Raw genomic sequence first — 23,262 nt, 5'->3', positions numbered from 1 at the left:
AAGAGGAGGACGGCCCGATGGCCCTGATCGTGGTGACCCACGCGGAGAAACCCGAACTGTGGGACCGCATGCCGGAACGGTTCGCCGGCATCGTGCCCGAGTACAACCTGCACGGCGATGTCAACGATGGCTACTGGGACCGGCTGTTCGCGGATTTCCCCGACTACCAGTTCGTCCTGTACGACGACGAGCGCGAGGTGGTGGCGGGCGCCGGACGCTCGCTGCCGCGGACCTGGGACGGCACGGCCGCCGACCTGGGCCCCGGACTGGACGACTCCATCGCCCGGGCGTTCGCGGACCGCACCGCGGGCCGGACCGCCGGCGCCCTGTGCGCGCTGGGCATCGAGGTCGCTGAGGACTACCAGCGCAAGGGCTTCTCCAGCGTGCTTCTCGACGGCATGCGCCAGGTGGCGCGGCGGGCCGGCCTGGAGACGGTGCTGGTGCCCGTGCGGCCCACCTGGAAGGACCGGTACCCGCTGGTGCCGATCGAGCGGTACGCGACCTGGCGGCGCGCGGACGGGGCTCCGCTCGACCCGTGGATCCGCACCCAGGTGGGCGCCGGCGGTGCGATCGCCGGCGCCTCGGAGCGCTCGTCACGGATCACCGGCACGGTGGCCGAATGGGAGCGCTGGACCGGTCTCGCCTTCCCGGAGGACGGCGACTACGTGTTCCCCGGCGGCCTCGCCACCCTGCGGATCGAGCACGCACGGGATCTCGGCGGGTACTGGGAGCCCGCGGTGTGGATCACCCACCCGGTCACCGGGGAGGTCACGCCGGAGGCCACTGCTCCCCGGCCCTGACGGCGGTCCACGCGAAGGCGGACATGAGCCGCACCTCGTCCGGCCCGGCCTCCGGGCGACGCTCGGGCGGCAGGCCGGCGGGACCGGCGGTGGACACCGCCGCGTCCCGCAGCCGGGCGAGGGCGGCCGGCGGGACGTCGCCGGGGTCGCCGCCCAGCCGGCGGGCGGCCTCGGCCGCCTGCCGGCCGAGCAGCAGGCAGTGGATCCACAGCTCCTCGGCGAAGCTCCGGCCGAACCGCCCGGCCACCTCCGACGCCAGGTCCGCCGGCATGCCGTCGGCCACCGCGTCGCGCACCGCGCGCTCGGTGAGGCCGGTCATCGGCAGGGCGTCGAGCCAACGGTGATGGCCGCGCCCGCCGTCCGGGCCGTTCTCCTGGCCCACGAGCCGGATGTAGCCCTCGCCGTACCGCATGTACGGGATCCACCCCGGCTCCTCCAGGACGCGGCCGTGCTCCAGGAGCGGCTCGGCGTCGGCGGCGCCCATGGGGCAGACGGCGAGCCGGATCCCCTGGGTGGCATGGCCGTTGATGCTGCTGGTGCCGATGTGCTCCACCACGTTGGGCACGGCGATCAGACTCATCCGGCCGCGGGCGCGGAAGAAGACGGAGAAGAGCTCGTCGTCGTGGCGCTCGGCGCTGCCGGTGCTGAACCGGCGGAAGCCGTCCGCCGTGTCGAGCGGCAGACAGACGGCGAGGGACGGCGTGAACTCGTCGGGCACGGCCCGCACCCAGGCGGCGCCGGCGAGCGCGGCGAGCCGGGAGGCGCCGCCGTTGCGCGCGTGCCAGTTCGTGTAGAACACCAGGGCCTCGTCGGGGAACCGGGCGGCCGCGCGGCCGACGAGCGCCACCAGGTTCTCCGGGGCGGACACGTCGTCCTGGACGACGAGGTGGTGGCTCCCCCCGGAGTCCGCCGCCGCCCAGGCGACCTGGGCCGTCCGGAGGGCCGAGGGCGGACCGTCCGGCTCCGGATCGAGCGCCAGGCCGTCCAGCCCGAGCCGCTCGGCCAGCTCGCGGGCCTGGACCAGGCGTACCGGGTGGGTCATGACCGCCGAACTCACGCGCACCGTCGACACCGTAACTCTCCCTCGTTTCTGGGGTCCCGTGTCATCGTGACAGGAGCCCCCCGCCGCGGAAAGGGTGCGGAGTGATCTCGGCCGGTTCCGAACGTCGGGGTCAGGGCCAGCGGCGGCCTCTCCAGGGCGCGGTGGCGCGAGGCTCGCCCTCCGGCCGGTAGGGGAGGTCGGCGAGGAACAGTGGCCCCACGCCGTCGTCCACCGGGGCGACCGGAGGCCGTCGCCGCGGGAAGGCCAGGGCGGCGAGCGACAGCCAGCCGACCCCGACGAACCCGTCCACACACAGGGCGGGCACGAGCGGCACCCGGCCATCGATGTGCACGGCCACCACCACACCGGCAGCGAGCACGGCAGTAACCCCAACGATCAGAAAGCGCACGGATCTTCGCATCACGACTCCCACATCGACCGGTCGCGCGGCAGTGACCCGGCGGCTCGGAAGAAACAGTGAACGGCAGACCGGCGCCCGCTGTGACGACGTATTCAGGACAGATTGGAGTAGACCAATGGTGGTCACGCAGCCTTGCGGCGGCGACGCTGGTCCGAGTACACCGTTCTGCGCGGTGCGCGGTCGGTGGGAAGGCCTACCCGGAGGATCCGGTCCATGCCCGCGTACCACCACGAACCACCGACGATGCACCCGTCGACGGACCCGGCCGACTGGCCGGAGATCGACCTCTACCTCCGCAAGTCCAAGATCGTCCGGGAGAGCGACAAGCGCGACATCACCTCCGTCCGCGCCCAGGAGTCAGAAGGCCGCGAGTGGGCGGTACGCAACCACTACCGCGTCCGGAAGGTCTGGGTCGACAACCTCTCCGCCTGGTCGGACGTCGCCCGCCCCGGATTCGACAACGCCCTCACCGCCGTCCTCGACGACCAGGTGCCCGTCCTCTGGTGCTTCGCGCTCGACCGCTACACGCGCAAGGGCACGACGACATCGGCCCGGTCCTGGGCAAGGCCCGGGTCATCTTCCACTGGGAGGCCCCCGGTGTACCGCTCCGGGGCGGGCAAGAGGCCGACGTCCGGCGCCTTGCGGCGGGAGCAGCCCGCGATCACGAGGTCGCCGATCACGCCGCCCTCACCACCCGGAAGCCGATGCCAGGCGAGCTGAGATCGGCCGGCGCGGCGTTCAGGAACGTGCACCGGGCGTACAGCGGCAGGGAGTTGAAGGAGCCGCCGCGGATCACGAAGCCGCCGCCGATCGTCTTCGGCGCGGTCCACTCCCAGCAGTTGCCCGCCATGTGCCACAGCCCGGTCGGAGTCCGCCCCCGGGGATGGGAGCTGACCGGGGTGAGCCGTCCGCAGGAGTCGCGCAGATTCGCCCGTCCCTCGTCAGGCACCTCCTCGCCCCACGGGTACCGGCGGCGTTCGGCCCCGGGGGCCGCCCACTCCCACTCCTTCGACAGCGGCAGCCGGCCGCCCAGGTCGGCGGCGATCCGGGCCGCTTGCGCGTGGGAGACCTCGACCAGCGGCCGGTGGTCCGGGGCGAGCCCGAGCGGAGGTGGTGCTGGAGGCGAGGGCCTCGGCCGCTCGCGCGGCGGGTTCACCACCAAGGTCCACCTGAGCGCGGACGGTCGCTGCCGCCCGCTGTCCCTGGTCGTCACCCCGGGGCAGCGGGCGGACTGCACGCAGTTCGAGCCCGCGCTGGAGAAGGTCCGGATCCCGCGGACCGGTCCGGGCCGGCCCCGCAAGAAGCCCGACAGCCTGGCCGCCGACAAGGCCTACAGCAACGGGCCGTGTCGCGCCTACCTGCGCAGACGCGGCATCCGGTTCAAGCACGCCAGAGCGGTCGCAACCCGACAAACGCGGCTACGCCTACCTCGGCACCGTCACCGCAGCAGCCCTCGCCATCTGGCTCCGCACATGATCGACCGGACAAGCCCTAGCCGGTGCTGAGGGCGAGGGTCGGGGAGAGGCGGCAGGCCCGGACGGCGGGGTAGAGGCCTGCCGCCGTACCGATGAGCAAGGTGGCGGCGAAGCCCCCGGTGACGGCCCACAAGGGGACCACCCAGGGCAGGCCGCCCGAGGCGGCGAAGGCGTAGGTGGCGGCCGAGCCCAGGGCCACGCCGGCCAGCCCGCCCAGTCCGGAGAGCAGGAGGGACTCCGTCACGAACTGGAGACGGATCTGGCCCCTGGTGGCGCCCAGGGAGCGGCGCAGTCCGATCTCGTGGCGCCTCTCCAGTACCGAGATGATCATCGTGTTGGCGACCCCGACGCCGCCGACCAGGAGCGCCACACCGCCCAGCCCGAGCAGGAGGTCGGTGAACGCCCCCTCGGTGGCGGCCTTGGCCTGGAGCGCCGAGGAGGGGTCGGTGACCTGCACGTTGCGCGGGTTCTGCGGATCGACGGTGCGTGGGATCAGCTCGCGGACCGCGCTGACCGTTCGATCCGTCGACCGTTCGTAGATCTGGGTCGGGTGGCCGTCGAAGCCCAGCAGCGCGCCGGCGCCGTCCCAGCCGACCAGGGCGGCCCGCTCGATCTCGGGAGCCAGCGGCAGCGGGTCGAGGATGCCGATGACGGTGAAGTACCGGCCGCCGATGTGGACCTGCTGACCGGGGGTGGTGATGCCCAGGCGCTGGGCCGCGACGTGTCCGAGCACCGTCGACGGGTAGCGCCCGTTGGCCTCGTTGAGCCAGGTGCCCGAGCCGACCGCGCCGCGCACGACGTCCAGCAGTCCTTCGGTGGCGGCCTTCACGGTGATGCCGCCGGTTTCGTCGTCGGGGATCTTCTCACTGCGCCTGACGGACTGGGCCAGGTCACCGGTCGCGCCGACCTGCTCGACCCCGGGGACGCGACTCAGCATGCCGATCGACTCCTTGGGCAGCTTCACCTTCTCTCCGAACAGCCCCTGGCCAGGGGAGGCGACCAGCAAGTTGGTGCCCAACTGGTCGAGCTGCCGCAGGAGTTGGGCCTTGCTGGAGGAGGAGATGCCGACCACCGCGATCATGGTGGCGATACCGATGGCGATGCCCAGCGCGGACAGCACCACCCGCAGTGGCCGGGTGCGCAGGCCCGCCGAGCCGACGTGGAGGACGTCACGGGGGCCGAGCCGGGCCGGGGAGAGCCGTGTGCGGCTCATCGCTCCCCACCCCGATCGGCCGGGTCGGCGGCGCCGGTGCGCAGATCCGCTACGACGCGGCCGTCGCGGATACGGACCTGGCGTGGCAGGCTGTCGGCGATCTCGCCGTCGTGGGTGATCACCGCGATGGTGGCACCCTCGGCGTTGAGGTCGTGCAGCAGCTCCATCACCGCTTCGCTCGAGGCGGAGTCCAGCGCGCCGGTCGGCTCGTCGGCCAGCAGCAGGTCAGGCTCGCCGACCACCGCCCGGGCGATGGCCACCCGCTGCCGCTGGCCGCCCGACAGCTCGTGCGGACGGTGGTGCATGCGGTCCGCGAGCCCGACCCGCTCCAGGGCCAGGGCCGCGCGCCTGCGGCGCTGGGCGCGCGGCAGGCCCGAGTAGAGCAGGCCCTCGGCGACGTTGTCCCGGGCGCTGACCCCGGCCACCAGGTGGAAGGACTGGAAGACGAAGCCGATGTGCCGGGCGCGCAGGGCGGACAGCCGGCGGTCGGAGAGGGCGGCGACGTCGTGGCCCGCCAGGGTGACGGATCCGGCGCTGGGCCGGTCCAGGGTGCCGACGATGTGCAGCAGGGTGGACTTGCCCGACCCCGAAGGCCCGACGATGGCGAGCAGTTCGCCGCGTCCGATGCGCAGGTCCACCCCGTGCAGTGCCACGACCCCGCCCGGATACTCCTTGGTGACCTGGTTCAGCTCGACCACCGCGCTCATGACTTGGGCACCCCGACCTTCATTCCCTCGGCCAGGCCGGTCCCGCTGACCTCGACCCGGCCCTGTCCGAACATGCCGAGCTCGACCGGGACTTCGCGCACCTTCCCGCTCTCCACGACCTGGACGCCGAAGCCCCCGCCGGACAGCGCGAGCAGTGCGTTGACCGGTACCGTCAGCACGTCCTTGCGGACCTCGCCTTCGAGCTCGACGGTGACCGGCGCCTGGTCGAAGCCCTCCGCCTGCCCCGGGTCGTCGAAGAGCACCCGGGCGGTGATCTTGGCGGGCTTGTCCGGGGAGCCCTGCTCCTTGCCGTCCTCACCGATGGTGCGGTCGACGGAGGCGACCTTGCCCTTGGCCCTGCCGCCGCCGGGCAGGTCGACCTCGACCCGGGTACCGGGCTTGGCGAGGTCGGCCCGGGAGACCTCGATCTTGATCTGCACCTGCCGTTCGGAGCCGGTGGTGGTGAGGACCGGCTTGCCGGGAGCGGCCTGGTCGCCGACGGCCGCATCGTTCTTCTTGATCCGTACCGGAGCGGGCGAGAAGGCGATCTGCTCGGGGCCGATCTCGCCGGTCCGGGCCAGACCGTGGGCCTTCTGCCAGCGTTTGACCGCTTCCGCGGTGCCGGGGGTGAACTCCTCGTCCGCAGCCAGCCCCTTGCCGTAGCCCAAGTCGCGGAGGTTCTCCTTCAGCTGTCTGACGTCCGGCCCCTTGTCGCCGGCCTTCAGCGTCCGGTACACGGGGCGCTCGCCCTCCATGAGCCGGACCTTCCGGCCGTCGACCTCGTAGAGAACCCCGTCGCGTTTCACGACCGCGCCGGCCTCCGGGAGCCAGGTGAGGGTGCCCGGCACACCGGCGTTGAGCCGGCGCTCCTCGGTGTAGCCGAGGGTCCCGTCCACCTGGGTCCGGCTGCTCAGGTCCTGTCGTTCCACCGAGCCCGTGCTCGGCGGCAGCCCGTCCGTGCGGTCCGTACCGGCGCTTCCGCCGCCGCCGGTCTGCGAGAGGGCCGTGACCCCGCCCACCAGCGTGACCGAGGTGACCAGCGCGGCGATCAGGTACGTTCGGCGGCTCCGCCCGCGCTCACTCCGCATGCTGACCACTGCACGCCTTGTTCGCCTTGTCGAACCTGTCCTTCTCGGCGCCCTCCGGGATCTTCATCGCCTGTCCCGATATCGCCGAGTCGCCGTCGAACTTCGGGTCCGGCATATCCACACCGTTACTGCGCATGCACTGGGCGAATTCGAGGGCCTTGTCCTTGTCGGCCTGGGACATCTTCGCGCCGCCCGAGCCACCGACGCCCCCGCAGGCCTTGAGGGCTTCCGCCATCTTGTCCTGCCCGCCCTCGAGGACCAGGCCCCGCGGGTCCTGGCCCGGCTCCGGCTCCTTCACCTGGGCGCCGTGCTCGCGCAGGCACTTACGGTGCTCGTAGGCCTGGTCCGCCGCCGCGCCCTTGCCCGACGAGTCCGAGCCGCCGCCCCCTCCGGAGCCCGCGACGCCTCCGCCACAGGCCGCGGTGAACAGCGCCATCCCCGCCAGCAGCACGGCCGCCGCGCCGTACCTGTGGTTCCGCATGTGGTTCCGCATGGAATTCCTCCGTGTCCGATTGCGAGTGACCGACCATGCAGAGGCTGGCACGCACCCGCATTTCGCCGCTGTCAGCCGAGACCTTTACGGCGACGAAAGGTGGTTTTCAGGTACACCTGATGTCATGCGTGTACTGATCGTGGAGGACGAGGAATTCCTGGCGGACATGATCGCCGAGGGACTGCGGCGCGACGCCCTGGCCGTCGACGTCGTGTACAACGGCGCCGACGCGCTGGAACGGCTGAGCCTCACCGACTACGACGTGCTCGTGCTCGACCGCGACCTGCCCGGAGCACACGGCGACGAGGTGTGCCAGAGCGTCGTCGAGCAGCGGTTGCTGACCCGGGTGCTGATGCTCACCGCCGCCGGTACCGTCCGCGACCGTGTCGACGGCCTGGACCTGGGCGCGGACGACTACCTCACGAAGCCGTTCGCCTACGAGGAGCTGCTGGCCCGGGTACTGGCCCTCGGCCGCCGCACCCACCCCGCCCTTCCGCCGGTCATCGAGCGTGCGGGCATCACCCTCGACACCGCTCGCCGCCAGGCCTTCCGGGAGGGCCGCTACCTTGCCCTGTCCCGCAAGGAGTTCGGCGTACTGGAGGTGCTGATGCAGGCCGAGGGCGCCGTGGTCAGCGGTGAGGACCTGATCGAGCAGGTGTGGGAGCGGAACATGGGATACCGCACCAACGCGGTTCGGGTCGCCCTCAGCAAACTCCGCGCCAAGCTCGGCGAGCCCTCGGTCATCGACACCGTGCCCGGCCACGGCTACCGCATCGGCGTCCCGGCATGAGGCGCTCCGCTCCGGTCGGCCCGAACCGCCTTCCGCTGCCCGGCAGACCACGCCCGCGGCTGCCGGGCGGGGAGCGGGGCCGGCTGACCATGCTCTACGGCGGGCTGCTCGTCCTCGCCGGGGCCATGCTCATCTGCCTGGTCAACTTCCTGGTCCGGGAGGGTCTGTACACCTCGATCAGCACGGCCGTCGCCGTCGAACCGCGACTGGCCACACTGGCGACCCCGGGCGCCACCTCGGCGGGGACCCTCACAGTGGGAACCGCTTCACCCGCAAACGCTCCACCCGGAACCGCCCCCGCCGACGGCGGACAGTCCCACTTCCAGGCCGTAAAGGTCGTCACCCAGGCCGCCGAGCAGGCCGCCCAGAACCAGCTGCTGACCGTCTCCCTGATCGCTCTGGCGGCCTTCGCCGTCATCTCGGTGGCGCTGGCCTGGTGGATGTCGGGACGGGTGCTGCGCCCGGTAGCGGTGATCACCAACACGGCGCGGCGGCTCTCGGGTGAGAACCTGCACGAGCGGATCGCCCTCGACGCACCCCCGGGCGAGCTCAAACAGCTCGCCGACACCTTCGACGCCATGCTCGACCGCATGGAGCAGCTGGTGGGTGCGCAGCAGCGGTTCGCAGCCAACGCCGCACACGAACTGCGGACGCCGATCGCGGTGCAGCGGGCCGCGGCCGAAATCGGGCTGGCCACCGAGGACCCGGCCGCCGTCGCCCGGGTCCGCCGCAAACTGATAGAGGTCTCCGAGAGCAGCGAACGGCTCATCGAGGGCCTGCTGTTGCTGTCCGTCTCCGACCAGAGGCTGGACCGCCGCGAGCCGGTCGCACTGGACCAGCTGGCCCGCGCGGTGGCCGCCGAGTGCGCCGCCTCGGAGGAAGCCCGAGCGAACCGCGTCACCGTCCGATCCGACATCGCCCCCGTGTCCGTCGAGGGTGATCCGGTGCTGCTGGCACACCTGGTGCGCAACCTGGTCGGCAACGCCCTGCGCTACAACCGCGACGGCGGCCGGGTCGAGGTCGGCGTGCGCGACGGTGTCCTGGAGGTCGGCAACACCGGCCCCCAGGTGCCGCCGGAGACGGTCCCCTATCTCTTCGAGCCCTTCCGCCGCCTTCAGGAGCGTCGACACGGCCCGCGTGAGGGCGCGGGCCTGGGCCTGTCCATCGTCGCCTCCATCGCGCGCGCCCATCACGCCGCCGTCACCGCCGTCCCCGGCAGCACGGGCGGACTGCGGATCCGGGTCGAATTCCCCACGGCCTGACCCGGCTGTTGGGGCGCCTGTACGTTCTCCGAACAGTGCCCACACCGAAGGGCCTGCGCACCTTCAGTGCTGTGACCGCAGGGGTTCACCGAGCTGCTGCGTGCCTGTCCTGGCCGGAGCTCCAGGGCAGGGACAGTCCGGCGACGGCGGCGTTCTCGTCGTACCGGAGCCCCTGGGCGAACGCCCGGATGGCCGGCAGGTCGTCGCGCAAGACACCGTTGATCCAGTCGGGCCGTTCGTGGCCACGGAGGCCGGTCATCATGCCGGCGAAACCACGGACGTGGCCGGTGGTGGCCTTCAGCCGTGGTGCCGAGGTCGAGCGCGACCAGCCGAACGCCGCTCGCGGTCTTCGGCCCCCCTTCGAGGACGTCCCAGCCGAGCTGGACGAGCCGGGTCTCCACCGCCAGGGAGTGTGTGGCCTTGTCGAAGTCCATTCATCCGGCACCCAGGCCCGTGACGGAGGCGGAGTCTTGTTGACGGGCCTCTGGTGTTCCGGTGTGACGCCGCTAACATGACAGTCCCTCATGTTCTCGTCAGGAGGCTGTCATGCCCGACCGCTTCGACCTGCCGGCGGGGTTCCGCTGGGGTGCCGCCACCGCCGCCTACCAGATCGAAGGGGCGGTGGACGAGGACGGCCGCGGGCCGTCCGTCTGGGACACCTTCGCCGCCCGCCCCGGGGCCGTACGGGGCGGCCACACAGGGGCGGTGGCCTGCGACCACTACCACCGGTACCCCGAGGACATCGCCCTGATGAAGGGCCTCGGACTGGACGGCTACCGCTTCTCCGTCTCCTGGCCCCGCGTCCTGCCCACCGGCGCGGGCGCCGTCAACCCGGCCGGCCTCGCCTTCTACGACCGGCTCGTGGACGCGCTGCTGGAGGCCGGCATCACCCCGCTGCCCACCCTCTTCCACTGGGACCTCCCGCAGGGCCTGGAGGACCGGGGCGGCTGGCTGAACCGCGACACCGCGTACCGCTTCGCCGACTACGCCACCGTCGTCGCCGACCGCCTCGGCGACCGCGTCCCCGCCTGGATCACCCTCAACGAGCCCTTCGTCCACACCGTGTACGGCTACGCCCTGGGCACCCACGCCCCCGGCCGCACCCTGATGTTCGAGGCCCTCCCGGCCGCCCACCACCAGCTCCTCGGCCACGGCCTGGCCGCGTCCTTGCTCCACGACCGAGGTCTGGAGGCGATGCTCTCCAACAACCTCACCCCGGTCGAGCCGGCCTCCTCGGACCCCGCCGACCTGGCCGCCGCAGCGGCCTACGACGCCCTCCACAACCGCCTGTTCACCGACCCCGTCCTCCTCGGCCGCTACCCCGACCTCTCCGCCCTCGGCGTCCCCGACGACATCTTCGGCGCCGTCCGCCCCGGCGACCTCGACCTCATCCACACCCCCGGCCTCGACGGCCTCGGGCTCAACTTCTACAACCCCACCCGCGTCGCCGCCCCCACCGAACCCGGCCTGCCCTTCGACCTGGTCGACATCCCCGACGTCCCCCACACCGCCTTCGGCTGGCCCGTCGTCCCCGAGGCTCTCACTCAACTCCTCATCAACCTCCGCGAGTTGTACGGCAAGGCCCTCCCGCCCGTCACCATCACCGAGAACGGCTGCTCCGTCGCCGAGGAGACCGTCCCCGACCAGCCCCGCATCGACTTCATGGCCGCCCACCTCGACGCCCTCGCCCGCGCCGCCGCCGAGGGCATCGACATCCGCGGCTACTACACCTGGTCCCTCCTCGACAACTTCGAATGGGCGGAGGGACTGTTCAGTCAGCGCTTCGGTCTGGTCCACGTCGACTTCGCGACGCAGGTGCGCACGCCGAAGGCCTCGTACGCCTGGTACCGCGACCTGATCGCCGCGCACCGGAAGCGGTTCGCGGGGCAGGGGGTCGGGTGACCTTATCAACTCATTTGGGAATTAGTCGACTTGATTCATGGTGTGGCCGAGAGTCAAGGCGGGCGCACTGCCGGAGCTGAAGTCGTGGAAGAAGAACCAGGGCGCCAACGCGGTGCACGAGCATCAAGGTTGATCATCCGTTGAGCGCGCCCCAGCCCCGGCCGCCCGCGCCTCCCGCGGACGGCCGGGCCGGCGGAGGCGTTGCTCCGCGGCGGGCAGCGGGGCGGGTGCCCGGCGGATCGTGCTCGTCGTGACGCTTCGGAGGGCCTTGACCACCGATCCGTAAGGCCGTCGTAGGCTGGGCCCACCGAACGACGACTCGATCGAGGATGGCCCCGATGGCGCGAACCCCCTTGTCCTGGTTGGCAGGACGCTACACGCTCGGACCGCGGAGCGTCCGGGCGGCGGCCGTGACCTCGGTGGTGGCGGCGATCGGGATCATCATGACCGGCGGCGTCGTCCGGGTCACCGGCTCCGGCCTCGGCTGCCCCGACTGGCCGATGTGCACCGACAGCACGCTCGCGCCGACCTCCGAGATGGGGCTGCACGGCGCGATCGAGTTCTCCAACCGGATGCTCACCGGCGTGCTCTGCGTGGTGGTCGGCTGGGTGATCATCGCCGCCCGGCTGCAGCGCACCCCCGTGCCGCGGGTGCTCCGGGGCGGCTGGGCGCAGTTCTGGATCGTGGTGCTGAACGCGGTGGTCGGCGGCGTCACCGTCTGGCTGAAGCTCAGCCCGTACATCGTCGCGGCGCACTTCCTGGCCGCGATGCTGCTGCTCACCGCGGCCGCGGTCACCTGGGACGCGACGCTGGACGACGCGCGCGGCGGGCCCGCCGGGGCCGCGCCGTCCGAGCGCGCCCGGGGCCTGGCGACGGCCCTGGTGGCGGTCACCGCCGTGATGGTGGTGGTCGGTACGGTCACCAGCGGCACCGGCCCGCACGCCGGCGACTCCTCCGACGTGCCCCGGATCGGCCTGGACTGGACGACGGTCACCGTGGTCCACGGCCTGCTCGCGGCGGTGGTGCTGGTGCTGGCGGCGGTGCTGTTCGCGGCGCTGCCCCGGGACACGTCCGGCGCCGCCGCGCGCCGCCGGACGGCGGTCTTCCTGCTGGTGGTGCTGGCCCAGGGCCTGATCGGCGTGGTGCAGTCGCTGACCGGCCTGCCCGAGGCGGCGGTGATCCTGCACCTGCTCGGTGCCGCCCTGGTCTGGGTGGGTGCGCTCCGGGTTCTGCTCGCGGCCCGCCCGGCCCGGCTGCTCGCAGCGCCCGGGCCGGAGCCGGTGCTCCCGGCGCCGGCCGTTCGGGCTCCGGAGCACTCGGCCTGAGGGCCGTCGCTCGCACTGCTCCCGCCCGGACCCCCGCGGCGCCCGGCCCCGCGCCGGGTGCCGCGGGGGTTCAGCGTTCCGCGCGGGCCGCGGCGTCGACCCGGTCGGCGGCCAGATAGAGCGTCAGCTCGCCGTCGGCCCGGTCCAGTTTGGCCGCCGCCCAGTGGAACGGGTTGGCCGCGGCGCCCTCGGGCGCGGCGGCCGCACAGCGCGCGACCAGCGCCTCGACCCGCCCCCGCACCGCCGGTGCGAGCAGCCCGCCGAGCCGGGCCAGCGTCGGCGCCGCGTGCGGGGTGTAGTGGTTGAACGGCAGGTACAGGGTGGCGTCCTCGGGCCGCCCGGGATGCCGCGCGGTCAGGCTCCAGCAGAGCGTCGGCCGCACCCCCGGCGCCGCCAGCGCCTGCGGCCCGGCGGCCGGGAGGGCGTCCAGCAACGCGGCGGTGCTCTGCCGGGCGGTCGCGGAGAGCCGGGCCATCCGCTCCTCCAGCTCACCGGCCGACCGCTCGGTGACGGTGGTGTAGAACTTCGCGCGCGCCGCCGGCGAATCCACCAGGTCCAGCGAGAACACCGCCGGCATCGGCACCTCGATGCTCGCCGGGTCGTGCGCGCGCAGCCACCGCCAGGCCTCGCCGTGGCCCAGCCGCTCCAGCGCGGCGCCGACCAGTTCCCGGTTGCGGGCCAGGCCCTGGGCGAGGGTGTCCAGGTAGACCTTGACCCCCGAGAGACCGTCGGGCCGGACCGTGGCGGCCAGGCAGAGCCCGAACGAGGCCTTCCGGCTGACCGGGCGGAAGAGGTCGCGCAGCACCGCCGCCCGGCCCGTCGTGGCCACGTTCTGCCGCTCCAGCTCGGCGAGGATCCGCCAGCCCTGCTCCCAGCTGCCGAGCGCCGTGGTGTTCCCGGCCGGGGGCAGCGGGCGCAGGAAGATCCGCAGCTCGGGCTCGCCGTCGCCGAGCACCAGCGAGTACTCGAACGGTGCCACCCGCGCGGCCGGATCGGCGGGGTCGGAGCCGCGCGAGTCCCGGTGCCCCCAGCCGTCGAACAGCAGCGGCACGGCGGCGTCCACGGCCGTCCCGAAGCCCGGGCCCAGGGCCAGCGCCTCGCCCAGCCAGCGGAGCCCGCGGGCGGCGCGCTCCGCGAAGCCGTCCGTCGCGGCCCGCCGCTCCGGTCCGGTGGCCGGGAGAGCGGCCGGGGGAGTGGGTCGGGTGCCGGGGTCGCCGAGGTCGGTGGTCATCTCAGCGGCCCGCGCGGAGCTCAGCCGGCACGTACGGGGCGGTGTCGATACCCGGGTACAGCTCCGCCACCCGCTCCAGCGACTGCTCCGTCCAGTAGCCGTCCCCGGGCGGGGGGAAGCCGAGCAGGTGCCGTTGGCGCGGCGAGAGCTCGACCATGAACTCCCGGAAGGTGTCCCAGCCCGGCGAGGCCGGCCGCATCGACCACAGGTGCTTGTCGGTCCAACGGGCCACCGCCGCGTGGATGTTGAAGAAGAGCGCGAGCCGCCGGCCGTGCGTGCCCTGGTAGCCGGCGCCGCGGTGGACGATGTCACCGACGAAGAGCAGCACCGAGCCGCGCTTCGCCTCGATCGGGCGCTGCCGCTCGTACAGCTCGGGGTAGGTCTCCTTCTCGTAGGAGGCCTTGCCGGTCGCGGTGAGCAGCGGCACACCGAGCTGCTCGGCCCGCGCGACCACGTAGGTCGGCCCGGTGTCCACCGTGACGTCGGTCAGGTAGACGATGCCGAACAGCCGCTGGTAGACGCCGTCGGCGCGCGGCGGCAGCAGGCTGCTGGCGGCCCAGGCGTCGTTGTGCAGCGTCTGGTCGATCGAAGGCCCGTACGCCGTGCCGTACTTGGCCTGGATGAACGAGCTGGTGAGCCGCAGGTCGGGGTCGCCCAGCAGGTGTTCGGCGACTTCGATCACGCGCGGGTCGAGGGAGAGCCGGTTGAGCGCGTTGGCGGAGAACGGGAACGGCACCGCGTGCTTGAGCGCGGCGACCTCCTCGGCGGTGGTCCGGCCGTCCTCCGGGTCCGGGAAGTAGGTCTCCATCGCCGCGACCGCGTCGGTCAGGGCCTGCCCGGTCACGAAGTCCGGTACCAGCGCGTAGCCGTTGGCGGCGATCTCCTTGACGATCGCCGCGGTGTCCAGGGTGCCCATCGTCATGCCTCTCCGTCCGCCGTGGCCGCCCGCCCGGCCCGGGCAGGCGGGCGGGAGACCTGGATGTTCTTGTGGAACCCGTCCAACCGCAGCGGCTCGCCCACCGGCTCCCCGTCGACCTCGATCCAGGCGTGCGCCGCGAACGGCGCGAGGTTCACCCCGGAGACCCAGTCCGCCCAGCCGCCGCGCGCCCGCACCAGCAGGGCGGCGGCCACCGACCGCTCCAGGCAGTACTGGCCGGCACAGCGGCCGCTGACCGAGACCACGTCCTCGCGGGCCCGCAGCGCCTGGGCGTAGGAGGCCGGCCGGGCGTTGGCGCTCAGCCGGCGTAGCAGCCGCTCCAGCCGGTCCGGGCTGGAGGTGGTGACCAGCAGCCGGCTCGCGGCGACCGCCAGCAGCGGCACGATCCGGCGGTGCGGCGGCAGCCAGGCGCGTGGCTCCGGGGTCATGTGCAGGGTCATCGGTCCACCACGATCCGGGCCGCGCGCAGCTGTTCGACCAGCCGGAGGACGTCTTCGGGAATTCTCTCCCGGGCCGCCGGAAACCTTTTCCGGAGGGTTTCCGTGATTTCTTCCGGGGATTGTCCGGCGGATAACAGCTCGAAAACGTCGGCGCCGAGCCGATTGAGCCGGAAATACTTCCCGGATTTCTTGTCGAGGAGCACCGCCGCCTCGCTCTCCCGGACCAGGGTGACGTGTGGCACCACGCGCGGCGTCACGGCGCCACCGGATAGCTGTTCACCAGAATTCCTCCCGGTTCCCTCGGTGTCGGGGTCGTCCGCCCGGCCACCGTGCGCAGCCAGGCCTCGGCGCCGAGCGTCAGCTCCAGCGCCGCCGTCTCGTGCTGGGGGCGCATGGTGTCCCGGATGCTCGCCCGCAGCGCGTCCGGGTCCACCAGGCCGTGCTCGGCCAGCAGCGGCTCCTCGACCATGGCGAGCAGCGCCCGCCGGTTGCGCTGCAGGCCGCGGTAGACCGACATGCTGAACTCGCCCTTGGTCGAGCGGGAGAGCGCCCCGCTCCCGGTCGGCCCCATGGCGGCCTTGAGCAGCGGCTTGTAGCCCCGGCCCGGGAGCGACTCGCCGCGCGGGACGGCCAGCGCGGCCTCCAGCACGTGGTCGTCCATGTAGGGCAACGACAGCAGCACGCCGGAGCGCTCCATCAGGTCCCGCAGCGGCCCGAGCCGCTGGCCGCCGATCCGCTGCCCGGCCACCGCGGTGTGGGAGGCCCGGTCCCCGGCCTGCGGGCGGATCTCGCCGGACCGTTCGCGGGCGATCTCCCGGATCGCCTCGGCGGCGTGCGCGGTGGCCCAGGGCGGCAGGTGCAGGGCCGGCCCCCAGCCGACGGTCGGCCCGTCCGTGGCCGGGCGCGGCAGGTGCAGGGTGCTCAGCTCCTGGGTGAACCACGCGGCGTACGTCCGCCGGTCGGCCAGCGACCTGACCACCTGCGGCAGCGTCCACCGGCGGAGCCGGGCGAGCGGGCGGATCCCGCGCACCGCCGCCACCGGCGCGGTCCGGTAGAGGTCGCTGAAGTAGGAGGGGGCGACGGTGAACAGCTCGTCGCCGCCGAAGCCGCCGATGTGCACCGTCGCACCGGTGGCGGCGAACAGCCGGGACATGGCGGTCTTACGGGTGCGGTTGCGGATCAGCGTGTACGGCTCGCCCAGGCCGTAGGGCACCTCGGTGACCAGGCCGGCGTCGCCGTCCCAGATGCCGTCGTACGGGCCCGGTACGTCCTCCGGCCCCAGCACGGTCAGCTCCCGGCCGATCTCGCGCGCCGCGAGGGCGGCCCAGCGGGCGTCGTCGTGGTTGGGGTCGACGGTCTGCTCGACGAACGACCGGAACGACGCGTCCTGGCCGGCCAGCAGGTAGCAGAGCGAGGTGGAGTCCATGCCGCCGGAGAGGTCCGCGGAGAGGCCGGCCGCGGTGCGCACCCGGACCGCCACCGCCTCCTCCAGCGCGGCGCGCAGCAGTGGTGCCCCTTCGGCGAGCGGGAGCCCGCCGGTCGGGGGCCGCCACCAGGGCCGGGTGTCGGCGCGGTCGCCGGTCAGGCGCAGCCGGTGGTCGGCGGGCAGCCGGTGCACACCGGTCCAGTGGGTGCCGTCGGTCAGGCCGTAGTCGAAGCCGGGGTGGACCAGCCCCCAGGCGACCATCTCCGGCCGCGGGGCGCCCCCGCTCCAGTCGATCAGCGGCTCCACCGAGTCGGCCGCCGCGTAGCCGCCCTCGGGGTGGCGGGCGTAGCAGACCTGCCGCAGCCCGGAGGCGCTGCCCTGGACCCAGAGCGCATCGCCGTCGGCGCAGATCAGGTGGAAGCTGCCCGGGACGCGGTGCGCCGCGGCCAGCAGGCCGGGCACGTCGTCGTGCCGGTCGAGCAGCCGTGCCAGGCGCCCGGCGTCGGCGTCGAACTCGCCGAACAGCGCGAGGCGCCTGGCACCCGTGCCGGCGACCACCAGCCGGGCGTGTGAGGCATCCGCGACGATCCACGGACGCCCCGACGGGTGGTGCACCACCCGCACGCCGTCGGCCGGCACCGGGATCCTGGGCGCCGGGCCTTCGGCTTTCCCCGGGAAAGCCACGAACCAGGACGTGCTGCCCACAACCCCTCCGTTCACCAGCGTGCTGTCGGGGCGGGATCAGATGATCGCCACGCCCTCACCGTCGTTGCTCGCCCAGCCGTACCAGGTGGTCACCTCGTTGAATTCACCGACCGGCAGCAGCGCGGGAGCCTCGTACTCCGTCTCCTCGATCTCCTTCATTGATATTCACCTCCTCCGGAAAACTTGCCTCGATGCTAATCACGGTTCAGTTGCGTCGGCAAGAGTGCGAACAGTTCCCATCCGTCCTTCTGTTTGTGGACGCGGCACTTCCGGACGGCTGGGCGATGGTAAAGCAGCGGACATGGCCGGGCGGTACATGCGCGAATTCCGACCGGAATCGGGCGGGAACGTTCGCAGGGCATGCATGGGGTGTGCACATCCGGGGCGTGGCCTGTCACTTCCGCCAGGCTCCGGGCCGGGCCGGCGACCCGGCGCCCGGATGGAATCATGGGGATGCCCGGAGAGGGCGCCGCACGGTCGAGTCGGGACAGGAGCCGTCAGTGGGAGAGAGGCAACGGACCGTCCGGAAGCCCAAGGTCGTCCTCGCGGACGGCGGACGGCGAACGGCTCCACGCGGTCGCTCGCGCGGTCATCGGCGATCACCGGAGTGCTGTCGAGCAGGTGTGCCAGGCCGCCGCCGGCCTGAGGGGCCGGCTGGTCCGGGACGAGCTGGACGCCATCCCCCTGGCCCGGCTGAAGGATGTGACCGAGGGGCGGCTGCGCGTCGCCGCGTTGGAGGCCGCCGGGCTCAGGACCGTGCGGCAGGTTGTGGACGCCACGCCCTACACGCTTCAACTGCTCCCCGGAGTCGGGGCCCAGACTGCCGCCCAGGCCATTGCCGCCGCGGGGCAGATCGCCCGGGCCGCCGAGCGGACCGTGGCCATCCGGCTGGACATCGACCACCAGGATCCGGCCGGCACCGCACTGGTCATCGCGCTCCAACGGCTGGTCGCCGCCGGGCCGGATGCGAGACGGGCCAGGGACACCGCGGAGCGTGTCGTCGGTGAGGTCGCCGCCCTGATGTCCGCCGCCCAGCCGGCCCGGGGCGTTGTCAGAGGCCTGTTCGCCGGGCGGCAGCGCAGACAGCAGGCGCTCGCCGCGGTCGATCAACTCGACGCCCTCGTCGCGGAGATGGAGGGCGAAGGGACGGCCGTGCTCTTCGCCCAGGCGTCCGTGGACCTTCTCCGCCCCCTGGTCACGGACATCGAGGCATGGGCGGACTTCGAAGTCCGCTCGGCCGAGTTCTACAGTGTCCTCGCCGAGACCGCCGGATTCGGCCCCGACGGGATCACCGCCTCCGAGGGCTTCCTTCCGGAGAATCTGTCGGACCGGGTCCGGGCCGAGCCACTGAACGACACGCGGTGCAAGGTCTCGCTCCGCGGCTACCAGGAGTTCGGTGCCCGCTTCGCCCTCGCGCAGAAGCGGGTGATCATCGGTGATGAGATGGGCCTCGGGAAGACCGTTCAGGCGATTGCCGTGCTCGCGCATCTTCGAGCGCACGGGAGCACACACTTCCTCGTCGTCTGCCCGGCCAGCGTCCTCGTCAACTGGGTCAGGGAGATCGAGTCACGCAGCACGCTGAGGGCGTTCCGGTTCCATGGCCAGGAGAGGGAGGCGGCGCGCGCCGAATGGCTCGGAAACGGCGGCGTCGCCGTCCTGACGTTCGATGGACTCCGCCGGCTGGAGGTTCCGGAGGAGGTCCCGGTCGGCATGGTCGTGGTGGACGAGGCCCACTACGTCAAGAACCACGGCGCCAAGCGTTCTCAGGCGGTGGCCGAGTGGACCGGCCGCGTCGACCGCGTCCTGTTCCTCACCGGCACCCCGATGGAGAACCGGGTGGAGGAGTTCCGGAACCTCGTCCACTATCTGCAGCCTGATCTGCTGCCCCGGATCCACAGCGGTTCGGCCGCCGCAGGGCCGACGTCGTTTCGCAAGGCAGTCGCCCCGGCCTACCTCCGCCGTAATCAGCAGGACGTTCTCACCGAGCTTCCCGACGTCGTTCATGTCGACGAATGGGAGGAGTTGACGGCATCCGATCTCGCCGCCTACCGGCTGGCCGTCGCCGAGGGGAACTTCATGGCCATGCGCCGTGCCGCGTACGCGGACCCGGAGAGGTCCGCGAAGCTGCAGCGGCTGATGGAAGTTGTCGAGGAGGCCGCGGACAACGGATGGAAGGTCGTTGTCTTCTCGTTCTTCCGAGATGTTCTGACGGTTGTCCAGGAGGCCCTGGGACAGCGTGCGTTCGGCCCGGTCGACGGCGGCCTGGACGCGGTTCGACGGCAGGACGTGGTGGACGAGTTCGCCGCTGTGCAGGGTCATGCGGTGCTGCTGAGCCAGATCCAGGCCGGAGGTGTGGGACTGAACATCCAAGCGGCCTCGGTTGTCATTCTCTGCGAACCACAGGTGAAGCCCACCATGGAGAGCCAGGCGATAGCCAGGGCTCACCGCATGGGCCAGGTGCGGCGAGTGCGGGTGCACCGGCTGTTGGCCACGGACAGCGTCGACCAGCGGATGGTGGAGATTCTTCGCGCGAAGAGCCGGTTGTTCGACGAATACGCGCGCCGGAGTGACGTGGCCGAATCGACTCCTGAAGCGGTCGACATCTCGGAGCAGTCGCTGGCGGCGCTGATCGTGGAGGAGGAACAGCTGCGCCTCGCCGGGCCGGCCGGGAGCGCGGAGGTTTCCTGCCCTGGCGACGGCCCGCCCGTCAGATCGTGAGAAGCACGTTGACCAGAACGCCGACGGCGACCACCGCGAGGACGACCCAGGGCCACATCGGACGTTCCTTCGGGGGCTTCCAGCCGGCTGAATCTGACATGACTGCTCCTGACTCGAACTGGTACGGGGAGGGACCGCGGCCGACGTCCTTCCCGGCTCCCGTGGGATCCGGCGGCTGCGTGTGTCCGTTGTCCTGGCGCTGGTTCCGCCTTCGACGACTCCATTCTGGAGCCGGGCGCGGGGGATTTCACGGGGGCCTGCTTCCGGTCGGAGGTGCAGTTCTCTGCACCTCCGACCGGCAGGCACCCGGCGCCGCGCCCCGGTCCGCCCGGCGGCGGCTCAGGCCCGGCGGCGGCTCAGGCCCGGAGGTAGGTCAGCACGGCGAGCACCCGGCGGTGTCCGCTCTCCGGCGTCGGCATGTTCAGCTTGGCGAAGATGTTCCCGATGTGCTTGTTCACCGAACTCTCCGTGATGAACAGCAGCTCCGCGATGGTGCCGTTGTTGCGGCCCTCCGCCATCAGCGCCAGGACCTCACGCTCGCGTTGGGTCAGCGCGGACAGCGGATCGGCCCCGACCCGCCGGACCATCAGCTGCGAGATGACCTCGGGGTCCATCGCCGTGCCGCCGTCGGCGACCCGTTGCAGCGCCTGGAGGAACTCCTCGGCGCGCCCCACCCGGTCCTTCAGCAGGTAGCCGACGCCGGCGGCGTTCTGGGCGAGCAGCTCCGTCGCGTACGCCCGCTCGACGTACTGCGAGAGCACCAGGACGGGGAGCGTGGGCAGTTGCCGGCGGGCCTCGACCACGGCCCGCAGCCCCTCGTCCCGGAAGGTGGGCGGCAGCCGGACGTCCACCACGGCGACGTCCGGGCGGTGTTCGAGCAGCGCGGGCAGCAGGTCGTCACCGTTCTCGACGGTGGCGCACACCTCGTGTCCCTCGCTGCCCAGCAGCAGGACCAGCCCCTCACGGAGCAGGGCGTTGTCTTCGGCGATCAGGATCCGCATGGAATTTCCACCTTCACTACGGTCGGGCCCCCGGGCGGGCTGAACAGCTCGGTGGTCCCGTCGAAGGCGGCGACCCGCCGCCTGAGTCCGGGAAGCCCGCTCCCCGCGCCCTCCGTGGCGCCGCCCCTGCCGTCGTCCTCCACCCTGATCGCGATCGCGTCGGCGGTGACCCGGAGCCGCACCAGCGCGCTCCGCGCGCCGCTGTGCTTGGCGACGTTGGTGAGCGCCTCGGAGATCACGAAGTAGGCGGCGGCCTCGGCGGCGGCCGGAGCGCGCGGCGGCGGGCCGGCCGTCTCGTCGATGTCGATCCTGGCGGGGACCGCGCAGTGGGCGGTGAGCGCCCGCACCGCGTCGTTCAGCCCGCGGTCGGCGAGCACGGGCGGATAGATCCCGCGGACCAGGTGGCGCAGGGACTCCAGGGCCTGCTCGGCGATCAGCTGGGTCGCGTCCACCATCTCCGGGACCTGCTCGGGGCGTTGGCCGAGCGCCCGCTTGATCATGCCCAGGCGCAGTGAGACGGCCACGATGGCGGCCTGGGCCCCGTCGTGCAGGTCCCGCTCGATCCGGCGCAGTTCGGCGTCGTGCGCGTCCAGCGCCTCCGTCCGGGTCACCGCCAGTTCGCGGACGCGCTGCGCGAGCGCGACCCGCGGGCGGGCGGTCAGCAGCCACCGGGACGCCCGGGCGTGCGCGCCGGCCAGCAGCCGCACCGCGGCCATCGCCACCACGGCGTAGCCGACGCCGACGAACGCCGCGGCGACGGCCTTCGGCCACGAGTCGACGTTCAGCAGGATGATCGCGTCGCGCTCGCTCGGCGCGAGCTTCCACCAGACCGGCGCGGTGAGCCAGTTGACCGCATGGCCGCACACGGTCAGGGCGACGGCGCACAGGGCCGTCCCGGCGACGCTGTGGGTGATCAGCCAGAGCAGGTCCTTGCGGACCGCCGGATCGCGCAGGGACGGCCTCCGGGGCGCGGCCGGACCGGGCTCCAGGTCGCGGTAGGGGGTGCGCACCCCGGCTCCCAGCAGACGCCCGACCCGGCCGCGGTGGAACTCCGCGAACCGGCGCACCACCCGCAGCGCTCCGGGCAGCAGCGGGAAGCCCGTCCCCACCAGGCAGAGTGCGAGGACCGCGATCATCAGATAGGCCACCGCCACCCCGGCCAGCCCGGTGCCGAGGCAGATCAGGAGATAGCCCGCGGTGGGCGGGAAACGGATCACCGTCCGGCGGATCCACTGCTCGGGCCGTAACCGTCGTAACGCGGCAACCCAGGGCGCTCGCACGGCTTTTCAGACCCTCCGAGTCGACATTTCGATCACCCTACCACCGTGCGTGGTCCAACCGCGGGTGGCAGTTTTCTGCACCATCGGGTCTCCAGTGCACGCCCTGGTCCCCGTTCCATCGTGAACCTACCGTCGTGAACGTCGGGTTGTGCGTACGAGCGATGGAGGGCCGGAAGTGGGCGGAAGGGAACGCGGAATGCGGACGGAGGGGCTCCCGGACGCGCCCGCACGGGAGGACGCGGCGCAGCCCCGGCCGGACGGCGTCGCCGCTCCGGACCCGCGCTGGGTGGTGCGCCTCGACGGGGTCCGCAAGACGTACGGCAGGGGCGCCGGGGCCGTGCACGCGCTGCGTGACCTGTCCCTCGCCTTCGCCCGGGGCTCGTTCACCGCGGTGATGGGCCCGTCCGGGTCGGGCAAGAGCACCTTCCTGCACTGTGCCGCCGGGCTGGACCGCCCGGACGCCGGCTCGGTGGTGCTGGGCGGAACCGACCTGTCGACCCTGGGAGAGGTGGAGCTGACCATGATGCGCCGGGAGCGGGTCGGTTTCGTCTTCCAGGCGTACAACCTGATGTCGGCGCTGACCGTGGCCGACAACATCACCCTGCCGCTGATGCTCGCCGGGCGCCGGCCGGACCACCAGTGGATGCACCAGCTGGTGACGCGGGTGGGGCTCGCGGACCGGATGAACCACCGGCCCGCCGAGCTCTCCGGCGGCCAGCAGCAGCGGGTGGCCATCGCCCGTGCGCTGGCGGCGCGGCCGGAGGTGGTGTTCGCGGACGAGCCGACCGGGGCGCTGGACACACGCACCGCGCAGCAGGTGCTGCGGCTCCTGCGCGAGGTCGTCGACGACCTCGGGCAGACGGTGGTCATGGTGACCCACGACCCGGTCGCCGCCTCCTACGCGCACCGGGTGGTGTTCCTCAGAGACGGGAGTCACGCGGAGGAGATGACGCGGCCCACTCCTGAGCGGGTCGCCGAGCGGATGACCGGACTGGGGGAGTGGTGA

General features: G+C 72.6%; 24 protein-coding genes and 2 pseudogenes. 9 read left to right on the top strand and 17 right to left on the bottom strand.

Features of this window, described 5'->3' with window-relative positions; genetic code table 11:
* Window positions 1-17 precede the first annotated feature (17 nt).
* Entirely contained in the window at window positions 18-800 is a 783-nt protein-coding gene (locus AB0P06_RS09355) for an N-acetyltransferase (protein ID WP_363606304.1), read from the top strand.
* On the opposite strand, the gene AB0P06_RS09350 is transcribed toward AB0P06_RS09355, so the two are convergent.
* Together AB0P06_RS09350 and AB0P06_RS09345 are read right to left on the bottom strand one after the other, a co-directional pair.
* Window positions 769-1,872, bottom strand: a complete 1,104-nt coding sequence (locus AB0P06_RS09350; RefSeq protein ID WP_363606303.1) for a hypothetical protein — start codon at window positions 1,870-1,872, stop codon at window positions 769-771. The genes AB0P06_RS09355 and AB0P06_RS09350 overlap by 32 nt on opposite strands.
* A 100-nt stretch (window positions 1,873-1,972) precedes the next feature.
* On the bottom strand, window positions 1,973-2,221 hold the full coding sequence (locus AB0P06_RS09345) for a hypothetical protein (RefSeq protein ID WP_363606301.1): 249 nt from the start codon (window positions 2,219-2,221) through the stop codon (window positions 1,973-1,975).
* 255 nt (window positions 2,222-2,476) lie between these two features.
* Here AB0P06_RS09345 and AB0P06_RS09340 point away from each other — a divergent pair, with 255 nt between their 5' ends.
* The gene (locus AB0P06_RS09340; RefSeq protein WP_363606300.1) at window positions 2,477-2,983 is read left to right on the top strand and encodes a recombinase family protein; all 507 of its coding nucleotides are present in this window, start codon (window positions 2,477-2,479) and stop codon (window positions 2,981-2,983) included.
* On the opposite strand, the gene AB0P06_RS09335 is transcribed toward AB0P06_RS09340, so the two are convergent.
* On the bottom strand, window positions 2,940-3,419 hold the full coding sequence (locus AB0P06_RS09335) for an SUMF1/EgtB/PvdO family nonheme iron enzyme (protein ID WP_363606325.1): 480 nt from the start codon (window positions 3,417-3,419) through the stop codon (window positions 2,940-2,942). The two genes, AB0P06_RS09340 and AB0P06_RS09335, sit on opposite strands and share 44 nt — an antisense overlap.
* Here AB0P06_RS09335 and AB0P06_RS09330 point away from each other — a divergent pair.
* A pseudogene (locus AB0P06_RS09330) lies at window positions 3,394-3,768 on the top strand (transposase); the annotation flags it as partial. The gene AB0P06_RS09335 and the pseudogene AB0P06_RS09330 sit on opposite strands and share 26 nt — an antisense overlap.
* Here AB0P06_RS09330 and AB0P06_RS09325 read toward each other — a convergent pair.
* From AB0P06_RS09325 to AB0P06_RS09310, 4 genes are read right to left on the bottom strand one after another with little or no spacing between them, the layout of a single operon-like run.
* Window positions 3,755-4,951: an ABC transporter permease gene (locus AB0P06_RS09325; RefSeq protein ID WP_363606299.1), complete on the bottom strand. Its 1,197-nt coding sequence runs from the start codon at window positions 4,949-4,951 to the stop codon at window positions 3,755-3,757. The pseudogene AB0P06_RS09330 and the gene AB0P06_RS09325 overlap by 14 nt on opposite strands.
* On the bottom strand, window positions 4,948-5,658 hold the full coding sequence (locus AB0P06_RS09320) for an ABC transporter ATP-binding protein (protein ID WP_363606298.1): 711 nt from the start codon (window positions 5,656-5,658) through the stop codon (window positions 4,948-4,950). Before AB0P06_RS09320 ends, AB0P06_RS09325 begins: the two co-directional genes overlap by 4 nt.
* Window positions 5,655-6,746: a peptidoglycan-binding protein gene (locus AB0P06_RS09315; protein WP_363606297.1), complete on the bottom strand. Its 1,092-nt coding sequence runs from the start codon at window positions 6,744-6,746 to the stop codon at window positions 5,655-5,657. Before AB0P06_RS09315 ends, AB0P06_RS09320 begins: the two co-directional genes overlap by 4 nt.
* Window positions 6,736-7,239: a hypothetical protein gene (locus AB0P06_RS09310; protein ID WP_363606296.1), complete on the bottom strand. Its 504-nt coding sequence runs from the start codon at window positions 7,237-7,239 to the stop codon at window positions 6,736-6,738. Before AB0P06_RS09310 ends, AB0P06_RS09315 begins: the two co-directional genes overlap by 11 nt.
* Window positions 7,240-7,363: 124 nt before the next feature.
* On the opposite strand from AB0P06_RS09310, the gene AB0P06_RS09305 reads away from it, so the two are divergent.
* Both AB0P06_RS09305 and AB0P06_RS09300 read left to right on the top strand, forming a co-directional pair.
* Complete coding sequence (locus AB0P06_RS09305; RefSeq protein ID WP_363606295.1) at window positions 7,364-8,029, top strand: response regulator transcription factor; 666 nt, start codon at window positions 7,364-7,366, stop codon at window positions 8,027-8,029.
* A gap of 89 nt (window positions 8,030-8,118) precedes the next feature.
* Window positions 8,119-9,291, top strand: a complete 1,173-nt coding sequence (locus tag AB0P06_RS09300) for an ATP-binding protein (protein ID WP_363606324.1) — start codon at window positions 8,119-8,121, stop codon at window positions 9,289-9,291.
* Between the two features lie 85 nt (window positions 9,292-9,376).
* On the opposite strand, the gene AB0P06_RS09295 is transcribed toward AB0P06_RS09300, so the two are convergent.
* Window positions 9,377-9,553 carry a hypothetical protein gene (locus AB0P06_RS09295; RefSeq protein WP_363606333.1) on the bottom strand — a complete coding sequence of 59 codons (177 nt, stop codon included), beginning with the start codon at window positions 9,551-9,553 and terminating at the stop codon, window positions 9,377-9,379.
* 52 nt (window positions 9,554-9,605) lie between these two features.
* A pseudogene (locus AB0P06_RS09290) lies at window positions 9,606-9,701 on the bottom strand (site-specific integrase); the annotation flags it as partial.
* A gap of 136 nt (window positions 9,702-9,837) precedes the next feature.
* On the opposite strand from AB0P06_RS09290, the gene AB0P06_RS09285 reads away from it, so the two are divergent.
* Both AB0P06_RS09285 and AB0P06_RS09280 read left to right on the top strand, forming a co-directional pair.
* Window positions 9,838-11,193 carry a GH1 family beta-glucosidase gene (locus AB0P06_RS09285; RefSeq protein ID WP_363606294.1) on the top strand — a complete coding sequence of 452 codons (1,356 nt, stop codon included), beginning with the start codon at window positions 9,838-9,840 and terminating at the stop codon, window positions 11,191-11,193.
* A gap of 338 nt (window positions 11,194-11,531) precedes the next feature.
* On the top strand, window positions 11,532-12,518 hold the full coding sequence (locus tag AB0P06_RS09280; RefSeq protein WP_363606293.1) for a COX15/CtaA family protein: 987 nt from the start codon (window positions 11,532-11,534) through the stop codon (window positions 12,516-12,518).
* A 70-nt stretch (window positions 12,519-12,588) separates the two neighbouring features.
* On the opposite strand, the gene AB0P06_RS09275 is transcribed toward AB0P06_RS09280, so the two are convergent.
* Genes AB0P06_RS09275 through AB0P06_RS09250 form a run of 6 tightly spaced genes read right to left on the bottom strand, consistent with a single transcriptional unit; the run spans window position 12,589 to window position 17,416 of the window.
* Window positions 12,589-13,749, bottom strand: a complete 1,161-nt coding sequence (locus tag AB0P06_RS09275; RefSeq protein WP_363606292.1) for a tryptophan dimethylallyltransferase family protein — start codon at window positions 13,747-13,749, stop codon at window positions 12,589-12,591.
* Between the two features lies 1 nt (window position 13,750).
* Window positions 13,751-14,671, bottom strand: coding sequence for a phytanoyl-CoA dioxygenase family protein (locus AB0P06_RS09270; protein ID WP_363606291.1), 921 nt, complete (start codon window positions 14,669-14,671; stop codon window positions 13,751-13,753).
* Window positions 14,668-15,126 carry a lasso peptide biosynthesis B2 protein gene (locus AB0P06_RS09265; RefSeq protein ID WP_363606289.1) on the bottom strand — a complete coding sequence of 153 codons (459 nt, stop codon included), beginning with the start codon at window positions 15,124-15,126 and terminating at the stop codon, window positions 14,668-14,670. The genes AB0P06_RS09270 and AB0P06_RS09265 overlap by 4 nt, the downstream gene beginning before the upstream one ends.
* Window positions 15,123-15,383 (bottom strand): lasso peptide biosynthesis PqqD family chaperone, encoded by a 261-nt coding sequence (locus tag AB0P06_RS09260; protein ID WP_363606287.1) that lies wholly within the window; start codon window positions 15,381-15,383, stop codon window positions 15,123-15,125. Before AB0P06_RS09260 ends, AB0P06_RS09265 begins: the two co-directional genes overlap by 4 nt.
* Window positions 15,380-17,257 carry an asparagine synthase-related protein gene (locus tag AB0P06_RS09255; protein ID WP_363606286.1) on the bottom strand — a complete coding sequence of 626 codons (1,878 nt, stop codon included), beginning with the start codon at window positions 17,255-17,257 and terminating at the stop codon, window positions 15,380-15,382. Before AB0P06_RS09255 ends, AB0P06_RS09260 begins: the two co-directional genes overlap by 4 nt.
* 36 nt (window positions 17,258-17,293) lie before the next feature.
* Window positions 17,294-17,416 carry a lasso RiPP family leader peptide-containing protein gene (locus AB0P06_RS09250; RefSeq protein ID WP_363606284.1) on the bottom strand — a complete coding sequence of 41 codons (123 nt, stop codon included), beginning with the start codon at window positions 17,414-17,416 and terminating at the stop codon, window positions 17,294-17,296.
* Between the two features lie 543 nt (window positions 17,417-17,959).
* On the opposite strand from AB0P06_RS09250, the gene AB0P06_RS09245 reads away from it, so the two are divergent.
* Window positions 17,960-19,975 (top strand): DEAD/DEAH box helicase, encoded by a 2,016-nt coding sequence (locus tag AB0P06_RS09245; protein WP_363606281.1) that lies wholly within the window; start codon window positions 17,960-17,962, stop codon window positions 19,973-19,975.
* Between the two features lie 356 nt (window positions 19,976-20,331).
* Here AB0P06_RS09245 and AB0P06_RS09240 read toward each other — a convergent pair whose 3' ends face one another.
* Both AB0P06_RS09240 and AB0P06_RS09235 read right to left on the bottom strand, forming a co-directional pair.
* Complete coding sequence (locus tag AB0P06_RS09240) at window positions 20,332-20,976, bottom strand: response regulator transcription factor (protein WP_363606279.1); 645 nt, start codon at window positions 20,974-20,976, stop codon at window positions 20,332-20,334.
* Window positions 20,964-22,193 (bottom strand): sensor domain-containing protein, encoded by a 1,230-nt coding sequence (locus AB0P06_RS09235; RefSeq protein WP_363606278.1) that lies wholly within the window; start codon window positions 22,191-22,193, stop codon window positions 20,964-20,966. Before AB0P06_RS09235 ends, AB0P06_RS09240 begins: the two co-directional genes overlap by 13 nt.
* 259 nt (window positions 22,194-22,452) lie before the next feature.
* Between AB0P06_RS09235 and AB0P06_RS09230 the strand changes: the two genes are divergently transcribed.
* Window positions 22,453-23,262, top strand: a complete 810-nt coding sequence (locus AB0P06_RS09230; protein WP_363606276.1) for an ABC transporter ATP-binding protein — start codon at window positions 22,453-22,455, stop codon at window positions 23,260-23,262.

Origin of the sequence: Kitasatospora sp. NPDC088351 (assembly GCF_040685575.1) — a bacterium.
Lineage (GTDB): Bacteria > Actinomycetota > Actinomycetes > Streptomycetales > Streptomycetaceae > Kitasatospora.
Note: the sequence above shows the minus strand (reverse complement) of the source record. Positions and strands in the feature narration are given on the sequence as shown.

Excerpts from the sequence above, each read along its gene's own strand:
- AB0P06_RS09355 (WP_363606304.1), top strand. The coding sequence starts at position 18 with ATGGCCCTGATCGTGGTGACCCACGCGGAGAAACCCGAACTGTGGGAC.
- AB0P06_RS09340 (WP_363606300.1), top strand. The coding sequence starts at position 2,477 with ATGCCCGCGTACCACCACGAACCACCGACGATGCACCCGTCGACGGAC.
- AB0P06_RS09325 (WP_363606299.1), bottom strand. The coding sequence starts at position 4,951 with ATGAGCCGCACACGGCTCTCCCCGGCCCGGCTCGGCCCCCGTGACGTC.
- AB0P06_RS09320 (WP_363606298.1), bottom strand. The coding sequence starts at position 5,658 with ATGAGCGCGGTGGTCGAGCTGAACCAGGTCACCAAGGAGTATCCGGGC.
- AB0P06_RS09315 (WP_363606297.1), bottom strand. The coding sequence starts at position 6,746 with ATGCGGAGTGAGCGCGGGCGGAGCCGCCGAACGTACCTGATCGCCGCG.
- AB0P06_RS09310 (WP_363606296.1), bottom strand. The coding sequence starts at position 7,239 with ATGCGGAACCACATGCGGAACCACAGGTACGGCGCGGCGGCCGTGCTG.
- AB0P06_RS09305 (WP_363606295.1), top strand. The coding sequence starts at position 7,364 with ATGCGTGTACTGATCGTGGAGGACGAGGAATTCCTGGCGGACATGATC.
- AB0P06_RS09300 (WP_363606324.1), top strand. The coding sequence starts at position 8,119 with ATGCTCTACGGCGGGCTGCTCGTCCTCGCCGGGGCCATGCTCATCTGC.
- AB0P06_RS09295 (WP_363606333.1), bottom strand. The coding sequence starts at position 9,553 with ATGATGACCGGCCTCCGTGGCCACGAACGGCCCGACTGGATCAACGGT.
- AB0P06_RS09285 (WP_363606294.1), top strand. The coding sequence starts at position 9,838 with ATGCCCGACCGCTTCGACCTGCCGGCGGGGTTCCGCTGGGGTGCCGCC.
- AB0P06_RS09280 (WP_363606293.1), top strand. The coding sequence starts at position 11,532 with ATGGCGCGAACCCCCTTGTCCTGGTTGGCAGGACGCTACACGCTCGGA.
- AB0P06_RS09275 (WP_363606292.1), bottom strand. The coding sequence starts at position 13,749 with ATGACCACCGACCTCGGCGACCCCGGCACCCGACCCACTCCCCCGGCC.
- AB0P06_RS09270 (WP_363606291.1), bottom strand. The coding sequence starts at position 14,671 with ATGACGATGGGCACCCTGGACACCGCGGCGATCGTCAAGGAGATCGCC.
- AB0P06_RS09265 (WP_363606289.1), bottom strand. The coding sequence starts at position 15,126 with ATGACCCTGCACATGACCCCGGAGCCACGCGCCTGGCTGCCGCCGCAC.
- AB0P06_RS09250 (WP_363606284.1), bottom strand. The coding sequence starts at position 17,416 with ATGAAGGAGATCGAGGAGACGGAGTACGAGGCTCCCGCGCTGCTGCCG.
- AB0P06_RS09240 (WP_363606279.1), bottom strand. The coding sequence starts at position 20,976 with ATGCGGATCCTGATCGCCGAAGACAACGCCCTGCTCCGTGAGGGGCTG.
- AB0P06_RS09230 (WP_363606276.1), top strand. The coding sequence starts at position 22,453 with ATGCGGACGGAGGGGCTCCCGGACGCGCCCGCACGGGAGGACGCGGCG.